The following is a 14,134-nucleotide window of genomic DNA, read 5'->3' as shown; positions in this document are numbered from 1 at the left end:
ATGATCCGTGACCTTATCGCCTACCTGCGGCTCCGCTGGCGTTGGACCTATGACGCAGACCACGGCACCTGGCATCGGGGCGCCGCTCTCATTGAGGACGGAAACCATGGCTTCCGCCTGTATCGCCCCGGTCTCGGATACACGATCCACGCCAGCCTGACCGAGGCCATGCAGGCAGAGCGCGCTCTACCAGACGCTTTTGTGTTCCGGTCCCGCTACAAGCCCACGGACGGCAGCGACATGCTGCAATCCGGCCGCAACATGATCCCGCACGAGGAGGACCAGTGATGAAGCACGCCCCCATCGCAACACTGCATCCCGACCTGATGGCGATCAACTGCGCTCTGACCGTGGGCGGTCTGGACCGGCACGACATTTCCGGCCTCTTGCACAAGCTGGCCGAGAAGGCATCCCCCGGCCGCCATTCGCCGGATTGGGTGCGGCTCATGGCCTGTCTGCCGCACAGCGACCGGGCGACGAACGACCTGCTGAACGCTCTGGCAAAGGCAGGCCCTCTCTATGACAGCCCGCCTTGGGATGCCGATGACCTGGACGAAGTTGCGACGGAAATCGAGTTCGCCGCCGCCGCTTACGTCGAACAGATCAGGGCGCTTGCCGACAACCTGCGGGATCCCCGCAGCCGATAATCCTCGATCCGCGCGCGTGTCCTCCCTGCGCGCGGTCAAGCCGGTGGCGGTAGCCTGCTAGGCCGCCACCGGCATCCCGGAAACCAAAAGGATCGACAAATGAACGCTATTGCCAAGCACGACGAGGCCGGAGGGAACACCCATCTCCCTGCCGACCCTATGGTTAGCATGATCGAGCGCCTGGTCCTGAACCCTGATGCCGACTTGGACAAGTTGGAACGGATGCTTGCCCTCAAGCGAGATCATGACCGCGACAACGCCCGGATCTCTTTCGCGCGCGCTTTGGCAGCGGCTCGGTCGCAGATACCACCCATCATGAAGGATGCCACGGTCGATTTCAGGACCAAGGACGGCAAGCGCACCCATTATCAGCATGAAACGCTGGCGGGCATCGCCAAGGTGATCGACCCCATCCTTTCGCAGTTCGGACTGTCCTACCGGTTCCGCACCGATCAGGGCAATGGCGGGGTTCGTGTCACTTGCATCATCGCCCATGCCGACGGGCATAGCGAGGAAACGTCGCTGACCTGTGCGCCGGATGGATCGGGCAGCAAAAACCCGTTCCAGGCTGTCGGAAGCGCCGTCACCTACTTGCAGCGTTATACGCTCAAGGCCGCCTTAGGCTTGTCGGCAGAGGTTGACGACGACGCCCAATCAGCCGCGCCGCGCCGGGATGATGCGCCAACCCAAGAAGATCACAAGTCGGTTCAGCGCAGCAACACGATCACCGCCGATCAGTATCGACAGTTGCAAGCAAAGGCTGATGAAGCTGGCGTCCCTTTGGATCGGATCGCTTCTCAATACAGCGTCGAACACATCGAAGAACTGCACCCCGATGACTTCACCCAGATCATCAAGCGCCTGAACAGCACCATCAAATCCCGCAAGCCTGTCGTGATCGACGCGAACGAAATTCCGTATTGAGGATCCCAGAAATGGACGACCTGAACCCACGAGCCGTAATCGGCGCCAACAACCCGCCAGACCCGCTTGATGAAATCTGCGCGCAGTTCGAGGCCGCGCGCGAAGAAGCCGCGAACTGGCTGGACGGACATCCCGTCGAGAACGAAGCCCAGATGAAGGCTGTGGATGTCCTGCGCAAGCAGGCCCGCGAATGGCGCATGGCCTTGGAGGCCGGGCAGAAGTCGGCAACCGCGCCCCTTTATGACGCCTACAAGACCGAAGGCGCACGATGGAAGCCGACCATCGAGGATGCGCAGCGGATCGAGAAGGGCCTTGTCGCCTTGGTGGACGGCTTCAAGCGCAAGCTGGCCGAGGAAAAGGCCGAGGCGGAGCGCGCCGCCCACGCCGAAGCCGCCCGCAAGATGCGCGAGGCCGAAGAAGCCGCCCGCAAAGCCAATGCGGCCGATCTGGAAGAGCAGCGCGCCGCCGCAGAGGCGCAGCGCGAGGCCGAGGAAGCGCAACGACGCGCCGCTGCCGCCAGCAAGGATACCGTCAAAGGTATGCGCAATGAGACGCGCTATGAGATCGAGGATCACCGCAAGCTGCTCAACTGGATCGCCGTCAATCGCCGCGATGATCTGACCGTGTTCATCGAGGACTGGGCGCGGAAGAACCACAAGACATTTCAGAACGCGGACGGACTTCGGGTCTGGCAGGAAAAGGCGGCTTTCTGATGATCCGGTCGAGCTACACCCCCGCCCAGATCGCTGATGCTGTCTCTCACGCCAAGACCGCCACCGGCTGGCCCGACGATATGCTGATCCACGACATGGCAGCGCATATCCTGGCGGGACCGCAGGCGTCCGACGAGGCTACTGCAGACGCTGCGGATCAGGTGCTGGCCCATCTGGCGCGTCAGCATGTCGAGGGGCGGGCCGATGCCTAAGCGCGAAACCCCGCCACCGCCCATCGTCAAGCTGTTTGCAGGGCGCATCATCCCCGCCAGCGGCTTGGACCATGAGGATATCACGGCCTTTCCAAACGGCACCGAGTTTGACCTGATCGCCCGAACCAAGCGCAGCCATCCCCAACTCAAGACCTATTGGAAAGCCCTGTCCGTCGCTGTGAAGGCAACGGGCCGATGGGGATCCCGCGAAGCCCTGCACACGGCGATCAAGGTCAAGCTGGGCTATGTGGAACCGATCTTTGACCTGCAAGGCAAGGTGGTTGGCATGAAACCCGACAGCGTTGCCTTGGACAAGATGAGCCATCGCGATTTCTGCGAATACATGGACCGCGCTATGGCCGAACTGGCCGATGCCGTTGGGTTCGATCCGCTTGGGTTTCTGGCGGAGGACGCGGCATGAACGCCCGCTTCGGAGATCTTGCGGGACGTGGGGCCTTGGGCCTTAAGGGCACTCAACCAAAGCCGCAGAAGCGCATGACCGGCAACCTGGTCCATGTCGCGGCCCGTCAGAATGCGCGCGGACGAGAATGCACCCTGCGCCTGCCCAGCTGCAACGGCGATCCGCAGACGACCGTCCTGGCGCATCTGCGGATGTTTGGCGCGGCTGGCATGGGCCAGAAGCCCGACGACTGGTTTGCGGTCTTTGCGTGCAGCGCGTGCCACGACAGCCTTGATCGACGGGACGCCGCAACCGCTGGCGAATGGGGTCACGAGGATGCCCTTCGCGCCCTGTATCTGACGCTCAAGCAACAGTTCCGGGACGGCATCTATGTGCCCGGCAGCTAATCCCCCCGCGCAACTGCCTGTCCCCACATCGGACACGCGCGGGCACCTGGGCGGCGGCATGGTCCGCTGTGTCGCCGCCTTTTTCCAAACACAACCGGCAGGAGCCGAGACATGACAAGCATTTTTGCAGACACCCCGAAATACCCCGGCCAGCGTGGCGACCATGCCCGTGTGACCGTTAGTCCGCTTGGCGACGTGCTGATCCGCGCGGTTGATATTGTGGCCGAGGAAGCCGTCACCATCGCGATGACGCCGGATCAGGCTCGGGCGCTGTGTGCCGCGATCCGGGACGCTGCTGATGTGGCGGAAGGCGGTGCCGCATGACCGCCCAGAGCAACAGCAACAGCGGCGGGGCGGCGCTGCCCGACATCGACCCGGAGTTCATCGTCGTCTGTGCCTCGGTCTGGTGCAATGATCGCGGTTACGGCTTCGGCTATGGCTGGGACCGAAAGCGGTTCAACAACCGCAACGATGCCATCAAGCACGGATGGAAGATCCGTGGCTCTGACGATTTCAACATCGGCCAAACCTACGGCGATGACCTGATCTGGTTCGGCTGGATGGATCAGCGTCATTACGAGGACGAGGACACCATGCGCGAGATCGCAGATGCCATCGGCCTGACGTTCGATCCGCGCTGGCATCGGCTGGAGTATTCCAAGGCAACGGGTCGAGTGATCGCCCCCCGCCCCTCTGCCACGGAGGGGAGCGATGGATAAGCGCGCCACCATCACCATCTACCGCTATCCCACCGAGGCCGAGATCATCCGCTGGGCGGGAAGCGCGCTGCGCAATGTCCCGGACGGTAGCCTGACCCGACAGTTCATGCGCGATCTTCTTCGCGATTTCAAAGACGGCCTGTCTGCGCTGGAGGCCCCCGATGGGTGACCCCGCCTGCACCACTTGCACGGCGCTACTGAACGAAGCCCTGAACCTCACCGTTCGCGGTCGGACCTTGGACGGGATACAGCGCCGCGCCGACACGCTGGCCGCGTCGAAGGATCCCGAGGGCTGGCAGGAAAGCGGCCAGTTTGAGCGATACGTCCAGCGCCATAATTGCACCTGCGATCCCTGGCGCGTGATCGAGCATCGCAGTCTGACCCCGCAGCTATGGGTCGAGGATCAATTTCAGCGCGACCTGCACGATTGGGAGACGCGGGCGCGCAAGCATCTGATGGAGAGCGACCATGCCTGACCCTATAGACACGGACGACCTGCGGCGGATGCTGGAAGCGGCAACGCCGGGGCCGTGGATCGCAGACGCCGACTATGAGTTTTCCGGCGTCAAGACCAAGGCCGAAGGGCTGCGGCCGGGCCGAACCCATGGTTATGGCTGCGAGAACGACTTCATTTGCGATCTGAACGATGGCGAATATCACGAGTATGCGTCCGCAGAGGAACAGTCGGCCAACGCCCGCCTGATCGCCCTCGCCCCGCAGCTTGCCGCCGAGGTGCTGCAACTACGCGCCGACCTGTCCGCCCTCCGCGCCCGTGAGGCGGAGATGCGGGCGGCGCTGCGTGGCTTGCTATCGGATTGCGACTTGTCGGCAGATCGCCCGGAGTTCATCGCAGCCCGCGCCGCCCTGCCGCAGCCTGACAGCGGGGAGGGGGCGTGATGGTCGAGATAATCAAGCGAGGTCAGCCAAAGGGCGAACGGGTCCACGACATCACCTGCCGATACTGCGACAGCGAACTTCGGTTTCGGGAGCATGAGGCGAAGATCACTCACGATCAGCGGGAGGGAGACTTCATGACCATCACATGCCCGGTCTGCAAAGGCTCATTGACGAAGGTGTATCACCCATGACCACTAACACCCCCGCGCAGGTGGCCGTGAAGCCGGACCTTCGGGCGACGATTGAGCGTCTAATTGAAGACGCCATGATCGACGCCGAAGTGGATTATCCTGCTGGCAGCGATGCCGGGCACCGTATCTCATGGGATAGCGACAGCCTGCTGAACGGTATCATGGCCCTCATCCCCGCCCCTGCACCCGCTGAACAGGATCCGGTGGCGTGGAATGGACCGGGCGAGAAGCCGCACGAGTATAGCCCCGATTACATGGCGATGGGTGATTGCAGGATTTGCGGCCATACCCGTGATGCACATTATTCCGCGCCGGTCCCTGCCGTGCCGGATGATGTGGCGGAAACAGCGAAGCGGCTGCGGCAGGCGACGTTCGCCAAAGGCAGGATGCGCGGCGGGATTGGTGGTCAGACCATCGAAGCTAGTATGCGCAGCACGTTCCATGAGGTGTCTGCATGGGACTTGGACATTGCCGCCGATGCGCTGGATGCCCAAGCCGCCGAACTGGCACGGCTGCGCGGCTTTGCGGAGTTTGTGACGACATGGGCCATCAGTTTCCGCACGTCAGATCGCGATGAGACAGTATGGACGACAGATCAGTGGCGTGAACTGCGCCGCCAGATTGCCGCTCTCCAGCCCACGGGTGACGCATGATCCATTCGAGTTTCTACAGCCCTGCAGAATACTGCCCCTTGTGCCGTGAATGGATTGGGCCTCGGGAGCGGAAAGGCCCATCTTCTACCAAGGATCATTTCGTTCCGCGTTTCATGGGCGGCACGAAGAAGCAAAGCAACATATGGCGGTTGTGCCGGTCCTGCAATGAGCAGAAAGCCCACCGCTTTCCTACTCCGAAAGAAACGGTGCTTTTCTCAATCTCCAAGGGGTTTTGCATATCATGACCGAACGCACCCTGCGCGAGAAGATCGCGGCGCTGACCTCTTATGATCAATGTCTCAAGCGCCCTCTTGCTATGGTGGAAGCCAGCGACGGCGACGGCAACTGGATTTGCCGCCGATCTGTCCTCGCCATCCTCGACGCCCAGACCGAGCAGCCCGACCTTCAACTTTCGGCGCGGAAAGTTGAAGGTGACGCCCCGGATCAAACCGAAGTTTCGTCCGGCCCCTCTGCCGCGCCCACGGACAACACGGCGCTGGTGGAGGCGCTGGACGTTTGCCTTGAGTGGATCGACGCAGTGCCCAGCGATACCCCGCTACCAGCCATGCCGGGGTTTGACCGGGACTGGGTGGACAACATTAGAAACCGCGCCGCCCTTGCCAGCCGTGAAGCGAAGCCCGCCCCCGATGCGGTGGCAGAGGCGTGTGACCCCGCCAGCATCATCGCCGCCGTATGCAAAGAAATGAACGGCAACGGCTTCACCAGCAAGCCGCGAATCGCTGCCCGCGCAGGCTTTGATCTGTCCAAGTTCAAGGAGCAGAGAAGCGATTACGCAGGCGTGGAAACCGAATGGGTTGATCAGCGCGGCCCCGGCATGTGCGGCGATGATTTCTACGGAACCCTTGCGGTCCCCATCGACGCTGAACGCCTCTTTGTTGTGGAGTATTACACATGACCGGCCCGACCGACGCACCGAAGATCGACACGCAAGCGCCTGGCATCGGCATGACGACCGGCATTGACTTCGGCACCGGCAAAGACACGACGATGCTGACGCTGATGATAGACGGCAAACTTGACCATGCCAGCGCAGACGGACCTTGGGGGCAGGCTATCATCGCCCTCCTAGCCGAACGCGACCTCTCCGCAGCACGAGAAGCCGCAGCCAAACTCGTGCTGACTGAAAAGCTGTATGAAATGACCCGGCGCCGGGATGAATGGAAGCGCAAGGCCGAAGGTTGCGACGAACTCGCCGCAGCCGTGCGTGCCGGGATCAATGACGCCGGGGAACGCAACCTGTCGCGAGTGTTCTTGCGGGGCACTTTGGTTGACAGCGAACGGCGGCTGAAAGATGCGGAGGATCGGGCCGCAGCACGGGAAGCCGCAGCGGTGCGGAAGATGCGGGAGGCGCTGCTGCCGACCATCAAGGCCAACTGCCGCATCTGTGGCGGCTCTGGATATAGCGGCGGATCAGGCGGCACCGGAAATGCCACGACGACGCTTTATCCGTGCGGGCATGGCGTTTTGAACATCCCCCTTCCCGACGCCAGCGCCCTCGACCGCCTGCTGGAAGCTGCCCGCCAGGACGAGCGCACCGCCATCGCCTCCTACATCGGCATGTCCCCCTCCGAGGTCACAGACCGGCAATACCACATGGAGGCGATCCGCACAGGCCGGTATCGGGATGACCCCTTGATGCAGAGGGGCGGGTGGATGGAGGGCGGGGATGGTTGATATAGCCGACCGATACATCAGCAAGGGCGGCAGAACGGCGGGCTATGGCCGAGGCAGCAAGGAGGGCCGGGATGGGTGAACGCGCGATCCTGACATATCAGCCGCGCCTGATGTCAGCATCGGAGGCGGCTCGATATATCGGCATGAGTGAAACGACCCTGCGTTCCCTTGGCCTGCCCCGTCGCGTATGGGGCAAGCGCCGCCTTTACGACCGCTACGACCTCGAGGCGTTCGTCAATGCCATGGGCTATGAAGGCGAACAGATCGACACGGCGGAAAGGGACAGGGAAGAATGCGACAGGCTGTTTGGGGCGGGAAACTGAAAGGCATCCGTCGCCAGAAACGCGGAGACAAGATCGTCCGCTATCATCGGGCCACCGGCATCAGGTTGCCCGATCTGCCCGAGACGCACCCGGATTTCGTCACAGAATGGGCGAAGGCTGAGGCCAAGGCGAAAAGCCCTCTCGAGACTGCGCAGCGCCGCAAGCCGGTTCTGCCAGGCCAGATCGCCGCCGCCGTGCGGGACATGCTGCACGGGGCATGGTTTCGCGGTAAGTCACCGACCTATCAAGGGATGATGCGCCGCCATGCAGAGGACATTGCAGCCAAGTATGGGACGGGCAAGATCAAAGCCGTCACCGCACACAACATTGAAACGGATCTGGGCAAGCTGGACCCCAACCCGGCCAATGACAGGCTCAAGGTATGGCGGGCACTAATGAACCACGCGAAGGTCACGCCGAACCCCGCCCTCGAGGTCAAGCGCCGCACGGTTCGCGTGATCGGCTTCGCGGCATGGGACAGCGACGACATTGCCCTATTCCGCGCCCGCTGGAAGATCGGGACACCGGCTCGAGCCGCATTTGAACTGCTATACTGGACCGCCGCGCGCACGAATGATGCCGTGCTGATCGGGCCGGGGAATATCGGGCCTGACGGTATCTTGTCGTTCGTCCAGTCCAAGACCGGAGGCCGGGCTTATGTCCCGTGGTCGAACCGGCTGCCAGAGTTTGCCGAGGGCTGGGAGGATGAACGGGAAGCGGTCAAGAGCGCCCTGCTAGGCTCGAGCGCAACGTTTCTGGCGGTAGCAGGCAAGCCCCGCAGCGTGAAAGGGCTGGGCAACCTGATAGCGGACGCGGCTCGAGACGCTGGACTGATTGACCGCACAGCGCACGGCCTGCGCAAAGCTCGGTTGACGGCCATAGCCGAAGCTGGCGGCACATCTCATGCGATCATGGCGTGGGGCGGTCATGCGTCACTGGCCGAGGTCGAACACTATACTCGAGCCGCGAAAATGCGCCGCTTGGTCAGCAGGGAACAAGGCCGGAACGTTGTATCATGACGCAGCATGATACACTTTTGCCCGCTAACTGCATGTTTTCAAATGGAGGAAAAAAGTAGTGGCAGCCCGTAGGGGAGTCGAACCCCTCTTTTCAGGTTGAAAACCTGACGTCCTAACCGATAGACGAACGGGCCACTTTCTGGCGCGGCCCGTCTTTACGGGCGGCGTGGGGCGGTGTTTAGGCAAAGGCGCAGGGGGGCGCAAGCGTAAATTTCGAGTGCCGGACAAAAATCTTTGCGCCACGGCAAAGCCCGGGATCTCAGACCAGGGCGGCGCGGTCCGGGGCTGCCAGGGACGCCGCGACGAAGGCCGCGCAGCGGCGGTCGGCCTCGTTCTCGGGGCCCTGCCCCCCAGGGCGGAAGCGCAGGCGGAAGGCGGACAGGCGGGTCGTGGGATCGGCGGGGGGATAGCCGATCCGGGTCAGGCTGTCCTCCAGCGGCAGGTCCGGTCCGCTGCCCCCCGTCAAGGCCAGCCCTTCGCGCGACAGGCGCTGCCAGTCGAAGCGCGGGCCGGGGTCGATCTTGCGGCCGGGCGCCATGTCGGAATGGCCGATCACGCCCTGAGGGCCGATTCCCCAACGGTCCATGATGTCGCGCAGCAGCGCGGCCACGCCGTCCATCTGGCGCAGCGGAAAGGGACGGTCGCCCGGATTGGCGATCTCGATGCCGATGCTGCGGGAATTCACGTCGTCGCGGCCCTGCCAGGCGCCCGCGCCCGCGTGCCAGGCGCGGCGATCCTCGGGGACCAGAGGGTCCGCGCGGCCGTCCTCGTGAACCAGCCAATGGGCGCTGACCTCGGCCACCGGATCGCACAGCCGGGTGCGGGCCTGGACCGCGTCCGCCATGCCGGTGTAATGCAGGACGATCAGTTCCGGGCGCTGCCCGCGCCTGTCGCCATGGTTGGGACTGGGGAAAGCCGCGATCACAGCGGCGGCTGGCCGCCCGTCCGCATCGAGGGGGGAACGATCACGACCGGCGCGTTCGGGCTGCGGGCGGGGGCCGAGGCGGGCGCGGTCGCGGGCGAGGGCTTGACCACCCGCACCTTGCCGACGCCCATGGTCGCGGGGACCGGCACCGGATTGCGGCCCGCGATGTCGGCGCCGGTCGGGGCATAGAAGGGCCGCGTCACCGGAATGGTCTTGGGCGATTCCGCCCCCGTCACCAGGGCCGCCTCGCGCGTGGCGCGATATTCGCCATAGCGGGTCGGGGCGAAGTTGTAGTTGGGATTCCAGCCCAGATGCTCGCCACAGCCGGCCAGGGCCAGCACCGAAAGGATCAGACAGCCGCGCATCATGCCTCCTGGATATGCCATCGACGCGACCCTACCACCAGCGATCGGGCTTGGCCACAAATCCCGCCGCGCGTTCCAGGACAAGGGCGTGGTTCAGCAGATCGCCCTCTTCGAAGGGGCGGCCGAACAGTTGCAGGCCCAGCGGCAGACCCTGCTTGTCCAGGCCGACCGGCACCGCGATCCCCGGCAGCCCGGCCAGGTTCAGCGTGACGGTGAAGACATCGTTCAGATACATCTGCACCGGATCGCTGCTGTCCACCGACCTCAGACCAAAGGCCGCCGACGGAGTCGTCGGCGCCAGGATCGCATCGATGCCGTCGGCGAAGGCCTGGTCGAAGTCGCGCTTGATCAGCGCGCGGACCTTGCGGGCGCGGTTGTAATAGGCGTCATAGAATCCCGCCGACAGGACATACGTGCCGATCATCACGCGGCGCTGCACCTCGGGGCCGAAGCCCTCGGCGCGGGTCTTCTCGTACATCTCGACGATGCCGTCGCCCTGCCCCAGCCTGGCGCGGCGGCCGTAACGCACCCCGTCATAGCGCGCGAGGTTCGACGACGCCTCGGCGGGCGCGATGACGTAATAGGCGGGCAGCGCGTATTTCGTATGCGGCAGGCTGATCTCGACGATCTCGGCCCCGGCCTCGCGCAGCATCTCGGCGCCCTTCTGCCACAGCGCGTCGATTTCCGCAGGCATTCCGTCCACGCGGTATTCGCGCGGGATGCCGATGCGCTTGCCGCGAATGTCGCCGGTCAGCGCAGCCTCGTAATCCGGGACCGGATGTTCGGCACTGGTCGAATCCTGCGGATCGACCGAGGCCATCGCGCCCAGCATGATCGCCGCGTCGCGCACGGTCTTGGTCATCGGCCCGGCCTGGTCCAGGCTGGACGCATAGGCGATCACCCCCCAACGGCTGACCCGGCCATAGGTGGGCTTCAACCCCACGATGCCGGTGAAGGCGGCGGGCTGGCGGATCGAGCCGCCGGTATCGGTGCCGGTCGCGGCCAGGCACAGGTCTGCCGCCACCGCCGCCGCCGACCCGCCCGAGCTGCCGCCGGGCGTCAACTGCCGGTCATCGACCTTCCAGGGGTTCACCGCCGGGCCATAGCAGCTGGATTCGTTGGCCGAGCCCATCGCGAATTCGTCCTGGTTCAGCTTGCCCAGCAGCACCGCGCCCGCGTTCCACAGGTTCTGCGTGACGGTCGATTCATATTCCGGCCGGAAGCCTTCCAGGATCCGGCTGGCGGCCTGGCTGGGCACGCCCTTCACGCAGAACACGTCCTTGATGCCCAACGGAATCCCGGTCAGCGATGTGGCGTCGCCCGCCTTGATCCGCGCATCCGCGGCCTGGGCCATCGCACGCGCGATGTCGGGCGTCTTGTGGACGAATGCGTTCAGCGCGCCTGCGCCTTCGATGGCGGTCAGGCAGGCTTCGGTCAGGTCCAGGGCGGTGGCGTCGCCCTTGCGCAGCGTATCGCGCGCCTCGGCGATGGTCAGGCTGTTCAGATCGGTCATTCCACCACCTTCGGCACGGCAAATAAGCCCTCGCGCGCGTCGGGGGCGTTGGAGAGGATCTTGTCGGCCATCTCTCCGGTGGTCACGACATCCTCGCGCCGCTTCAGGCGCATGGGGGTGACGCCGGTCATCGGCTCGACGCCGGTCACGTCGACCTCGTTCAGTTGCTCCATGAAATGCAGGATGCCGTTCAACTCTCGCGCCAGGGCGGGCAAAGCGGCGTCATCGACCGCGATGCGCGCCAGATGGGCGACCTTGCGGGCCTGATCCTCGGTGATCGACATGACGTTTCCTTTCGTTGGCCGGGGTTTACAGCCCCCGGCGCGCCCCTGCAAGAACCGCGCGCGTCACCGGCGGGGCGCGTCTTTCCTTGAAAGGTCTGCGGATTCCCGTATATATCTGCGGATGACCCCCGATCTTGCGATGAATCCCGAAACCATGCGCGCCGCGGCCGATCAGGCCAGCGGGCTGTTGAAGTCGCTTGGCAACCAGCACCGGCTGATGATCCTCTGCGCGCTAGCCCAGGACGAGAAATCCGTGGGCCAGCTTGCGGCCCTTCTGGGCATCCGCGATTCCACCGTGTCGCAGCACCTGGCGATCCTGCGCCGCGACCGCATCATCGCCGGGCGCCGCGACGGCCAGACAATCTGGTACCGGATCGACAGCGACCCGGCGCGCCGGGTGATGCAGGTTCTGTACGACGCCTTTTGCGGACCACAGGACGCGGCGCCACCGGCTGCGGGCGGCCCCCGCTCCGGGCACCCCGCCTAACGCGCCAGAACGGCCTTCAGCACCCGCGTCAGGTCCGCCTTCGGGGCCGTGCTTTTCGTGATGGCGCGCCAGGCGACGTGGTGGTCGGGGCGGACAAGCAGGCAGCCGTCGTCGCGGATCTCGGACAGGCGCGCCCAGTCGCCGCTGTGATCGACATAGGCCTGGCGCGGGCCGATGACATGGGTGGCGATCTCGATCCCCAGTTCCGCCTCCAGCGCCTCGGCCGCCTGGACCCAAGGCTCGCCGCCCAGGCCGGTCAGCAGCGTGAACCGGCCATGCCCGCACAGGTCCAGCGTCGAGACCTCGGCCCCGGTGTCGTGGCGATACAGCCAGGCATGGGGCAGCCGCGCGCCGGGCCAGGTCGTCGGTTGGTAATGCAGGTCGGCATCCAGCGCGAAGGCGGGTTCGATCTGGCCGTCCGTCACCACCGCATCCGAACGGTAACGCTGGTTCATCTCGACCCCGTGGGCGTCGAATTCGTATTTCTTGAAGGCGATGGCCTTGCGGATCGCCTCGCGCTGCTCCTCGGCCTGGGGGGTGCCCTGGGTGCGGGCTTGCAGGTTCTTCTGCATCTGCTCGGGGCTGACGCCTTCGGCCATGCCAAGCGCGGCGAAGATCGGGCCAGTTTCCCCTATGGACTGGTTGGCGCGGGTGACGATCTGTTTCGCAATCGGCGCGCGTTCGGCGTCATAGCTGTCCAGCAGGCGTTCGCCCGCCTGTCCGCGCAGCACCATCGCCAGTTTCCAGGCCAGGTTGAACGCGTCCTGGATCGAGGTGTTGGATCCCAGCCCGTTCGACGGCGGATGGCGGTGGATCGCGTCGCCCATGCAGAACACCCGGCCCTGGCTGGTGCGGGTCGCGTAATAGTTGTTCACCGTCCAGGTGTTCGCGGACAGAAGCTCGATTTCCAGATCGGGATCGCCGATCAGCTGGCGCGCGACGCCGGTGGCGAATTCGGGCGTGACCTCGGGTTCGGGACCGTTGATGTCATAGCCCCAGACGATCAGCCATTCGTTCCAGGGCCGCACCATCCGCACCAGCCCCATGCCGATGCCACCGACATCGGCGCCGGGCTGCATCACCCAGTAAAGGACGCTGGGCCGATGGGCGACGTATCGCGACAGATCCGCCCGGAACAGGATGTTCATGCTGCCGCCGACGCCCATCCTGCCCTCGAACGGCAGGCCCGCATGGTCCGCCACCAGCGACTTGCCGCCATCGGCGCCGACCAGATATTTCGAGCGGATGGTGAATTCGCGGCCCGTCAGCCGGTCCAGACAGGTCGTCGTCACCCCGGTCGCATCCTGGTCGTGGCGCAGGTATTCGGTGGACATGCGCGCCTGCGTGCCGCGCTGGCAGGCGGTCTTGAACAGCAGCGGCTCCATGAAGGTCTGCGGCAGGTCGTTCATCTTCGTGGGCGAGGACATCAGGTGTTCCGCCTTGGACAGCGGATGGTTGCCCCAGGCCTTCATCCGGCCGATTTCCTCGCCCGCCAGGCTTTCGCAGAAGATGTTCTCGCCCATCAGATCCTGATGGGTGGCGAACATGTAGGCCTCGTCCTCGACCTCTCGGCCCAGGTCGCGCAGCACCTCCATGGTCCGCTGGTTGGTGATATGGGCGCGCGGCGTGTTGGCCAGCCAGCGATAGCGGTTCACCGCCATGTTGGCGATGCCGTAGCTGGACAGCAACGCCGCCGTGGCCGAGCCTGCGGGGCCGGTGCCGATGATCAGCACATCGGTGGAAATGTCTGCCATGAAGTC

At 64.6% G+C, this 14,134-nt stretch carries 24 protein-coding genes and 1 tRNA gene; 19 read left to right on the top strand and 6 right to left on the bottom strand.

All coding sequences use genetic code 11. The annotated features are described in order from the left end of the window. The 18 genes from PARHAE_RS03645 to PARHAE_RS03565 all read left to right on the top strand — a co-directional run bounded on the left by PARHAE_RS03645 (nucleotide 1) and on the right by PARHAE_RS03565 (nucleotide 8,800). Nucleotides 1-288: a hypothetical protein gene (locus PARHAE_RS03645; RefSeq protein ID WP_126153240.1), complete on the top strand. Its 288-nt coding sequence runs from the start codon at nucleotides 1-3 to the stop codon at nucleotides 286-288. Continuing rightward, on the top strand, nucleotides 288-647 hold the full coding sequence (locus PARHAE_RS03640; RefSeq protein ID WP_126153239.1) for a hypothetical protein: 360 nt from the start codon (nucleotides 288-290) through the stop codon (nucleotides 645-647). Before PARHAE_RS03645 ends, PARHAE_RS03640 begins: the two co-directional genes overlap by 1 nt. A gap of 99 nt (nucleotides 648-746) precedes the next feature. Further along, nucleotides 747-1,571, top strand: coding sequence for an ERF family protein (locus tag PARHAE_RS03635; protein ID WP_126153238.1), 825 nt, complete (start codon nucleotides 747-749; stop codon nucleotides 1,569-1,571). 11 nt (nucleotides 1,572-1,582) lie between these two features. Continuing rightward, a complete protein-coding gene (locus PARHAE_RS03630; RefSeq protein WP_126153237.1) occupies nucleotides 1,583-2,284 on the top strand; it encodes a hypothetical protein in 702 nt (233 codons plus the stop codon). After that, complete coding sequence (locus tag PARHAE_RS03625; RefSeq protein WP_126153236.1) at nucleotides 2,284-2,496, top strand: hypothetical protein; 213 nt, start codon at nucleotides 2,284-2,286, stop codon at nucleotides 2,494-2,496. The genes PARHAE_RS03630 and PARHAE_RS03625 overlap by 1 nt, the downstream gene beginning before the upstream one ends. Beyond that, nucleotides 2,489-2,917 carry a hypothetical protein gene (locus PARHAE_RS03620; protein WP_126153235.1) on the top strand — a complete coding sequence of 143 codons (429 nt, stop codon included), beginning with the start codon at nucleotides 2,489-2,491 and terminating at the stop codon, nucleotides 2,915-2,917. The genes PARHAE_RS03625 and PARHAE_RS03620 overlap by 8 nt, the downstream gene beginning before the upstream one ends. Nucleotides 2,918-2,991: 74 nt before the next feature. Next, a complete protein-coding gene (locus PARHAE_RS03615) occupies nucleotides 2,992-3,303 on the top strand; it encodes a nuclease domain-containing protein (protein WP_126153234.1) in 312 nt (103 codons plus the stop codon). 111 nt (nucleotides 3,304-3,414) lie between these two features. Next, on the top strand, nucleotides 3,415-3,627 hold the full coding sequence (locus tag PARHAE_RS03610; protein WP_126153233.1) for a hypothetical protein: 213 nt from the start codon (nucleotides 3,415-3,417) through the stop codon (nucleotides 3,625-3,627). Next, nucleotides 3,624-4,022 (top strand): hypothetical protein, encoded by a 399-nt coding sequence (locus tag PARHAE_RS03605; RefSeq protein WP_126153232.1) that lies wholly within the window; start codon nucleotides 3,624-3,626, stop codon nucleotides 4,020-4,022. Before PARHAE_RS03610 ends, PARHAE_RS03605 begins: the two co-directional genes overlap by 4 nt. Further along, a complete protein-coding gene (locus PARHAE_RS20950) occupies nucleotides 4,015-4,191 on the top strand; it encodes a hypothetical protein (protein ID WP_164555126.1) in 177 nt (58 codons plus the stop codon). The genes PARHAE_RS03605 and PARHAE_RS20950 overlap by 8 nt, the downstream gene beginning before the upstream one ends. After that, entirely contained in the window at nucleotides 4,184-4,498 is a 315-nt protein-coding gene (locus PARHAE_RS03600) for a hypothetical protein (RefSeq protein WP_126153231.1), read from the top strand. Before PARHAE_RS20950 ends, PARHAE_RS03600 begins: the two co-directional genes overlap by 8 nt. Then, entirely contained in the window at nucleotides 4,491-4,919 is a 429-nt protein-coding gene (locus PARHAE_RS03595; RefSeq protein ID WP_126153230.1) for a hypothetical protein, read from the top strand. The genes PARHAE_RS03600 and PARHAE_RS03595 overlap by 8 nt, the downstream gene beginning before the upstream one ends. Nucleotides 4,920-5,106: 187 nt before the next feature. Beyond that, complete coding sequence (locus tag PARHAE_RS03590) at nucleotides 5,107-5,763, top strand: hypothetical protein (protein ID WP_126153229.1); 657 nt, start codon at nucleotides 5,107-5,109, stop codon at nucleotides 5,761-5,763. Next, on the top strand, nucleotides 5,760-6,008 hold the full coding sequence (locus PARHAE_RS22060; RefSeq protein WP_126153228.1) for an HNH endonuclease: 249 nt from the start codon (nucleotides 5,760-5,762) through the stop codon (nucleotides 6,006-6,008). The genes PARHAE_RS03590 and PARHAE_RS22060 overlap by 4 nt, the downstream gene beginning before the upstream one ends. Next, nucleotides 6,005-6,679 (top strand): hypothetical protein, encoded by a 675-nt coding sequence (locus tag PARHAE_RS03580; RefSeq protein WP_126153227.1) that lies wholly within the window; start codon nucleotides 6,005-6,007, stop codon nucleotides 6,677-6,679. Before PARHAE_RS22060 ends, PARHAE_RS03580 begins: the two co-directional genes overlap by 4 nt. Further along, nucleotides 6,676-7,458 carry a hypothetical protein gene (locus PARHAE_RS03575; protein ID WP_126153226.1) on the top strand — a complete coding sequence of 261 codons (783 nt, stop codon included), beginning with the start codon at nucleotides 6,676-6,678 and terminating at the stop codon, nucleotides 7,456-7,458. The genes PARHAE_RS03580 and PARHAE_RS03575 overlap by 4 nt, the downstream gene beginning before the upstream one ends. 71 nt (nucleotides 7,459-7,529) lie before the next feature. Then, nucleotides 7,530-7,781, top strand: a complete 252-nt coding sequence (locus tag PARHAE_RS03570) for a MerR family transcriptional regulator (RefSeq protein ID WP_126153225.1) — start codon at nucleotides 7,530-7,532, stop codon at nucleotides 7,779-7,781. Further along, nucleotides 7,751-8,800: a site-specific integrase gene (locus tag PARHAE_RS03565; protein ID WP_126153224.1), complete on the top strand. Its 1,050-nt coding sequence runs from the start codon at nucleotides 7,751-7,753 to the stop codon at nucleotides 8,798-8,800. The genes PARHAE_RS03570 and PARHAE_RS03565 overlap by 31 nt, the downstream gene beginning before the upstream one ends. A 59-nt stretch (nucleotides 8,801-8,859) precedes the next feature. On the opposite strand, the gene PARHAE_RS03560 is transcribed toward PARHAE_RS03565, so the two are convergent. From PARHAE_RS03560 to gatC, 5 genes are all read right to left on the bottom strand, one after another. Continuing rightward, nucleotides 8,860-8,934 (bottom strand) — tRNA-Glu (locus tag PARHAE_RS03560). 125 nt (nucleotides 8,935-9,059) lie between these two features. Further along, nucleotides 9,060-9,725, bottom strand: a complete 666-nt coding sequence (locus PARHAE_RS03555; protein ID WP_277600638.1) for an N-acetylmuramoyl-L-alanine amidase — start codon at nucleotides 9,723-9,725, stop codon at nucleotides 9,060-9,062. Continuing rightward, complete coding sequence (locus PARHAE_RS03550; protein ID WP_164555124.1) at nucleotides 9,722-10,090, bottom strand: hypothetical protein; 369 nt, start codon at nucleotides 10,088-10,090, stop codon at nucleotides 9,722-9,724. Before PARHAE_RS03550 ends, PARHAE_RS03555 begins: the two co-directional genes overlap by 4 nt. Nucleotides 10,091-10,121: 31 nt before the next feature. Then, nucleotides 10,122-11,603, bottom strand: a complete 1,482-nt coding sequence (gene gatA, locus PARHAE_RS03545; RefSeq protein WP_126153222.1) for an Asp-tRNA(Asn)/Glu-tRNA(Gln) amidotransferase subunit GatA — start codon at nucleotides 11,601-11,603, stop codon at nucleotides 10,122-10,124. Beyond that, a complete protein-coding gene (gene gatC, locus PARHAE_RS03540) occupies nucleotides 11,600-11,887 on the bottom strand; it encodes an Asp-tRNA(Asn)/Glu-tRNA(Gln) amidotransferase subunit GatC (RefSeq protein ID WP_126153221.1) in 288 nt (95 codons plus the stop codon). Before gatC ends, gatA begins: the two co-directional genes overlap by 4 nt. A gap of 121 nt (nucleotides 11,888-12,008) precedes the next feature. Between gatC and PARHAE_RS03535 the strand changes: the two genes are divergently transcribed. Further along, nucleotides 12,009-12,374, top strand: coding sequence for an ArsR/SmtB family transcription factor (locus tag PARHAE_RS03535; protein WP_126153220.1), 366 nt, complete (start codon nucleotides 12,009-12,011; stop codon nucleotides 12,372-12,374). Here the strand turns inward: PARHAE_RS03535 and PARHAE_RS03530 are convergent. Next, on the bottom strand, nucleotides 12,371-14,128 hold the full coding sequence (locus tag PARHAE_RS03530; RefSeq protein WP_126153219.1) for an FAD-dependent oxidoreductase: 1,758 nt from the start codon (nucleotides 14,126-14,128) through the stop codon (nucleotides 12,371-12,373). The genes PARHAE_RS03535 and PARHAE_RS03530 overlap by 4 nt on opposite strands. Nucleotides 14,129-14,134 lie beyond the last annotated feature (6 nt).

The sequence above is a fragment of the Paracoccus haematequi genome (assembly GCF_900631945.1).
In the GTDB taxonomy this organism is placed as follows: Bacteria; Pseudomonadota; Alphaproteobacteria; order Rhodobacterales; family Rhodobacteraceae; genus Paracoccus; species Paracoccus haematequi_A.
Note: the sequence above shows the minus strand (reverse complement) of the source record. Positions and strands in the feature narration are given on the sequence as shown.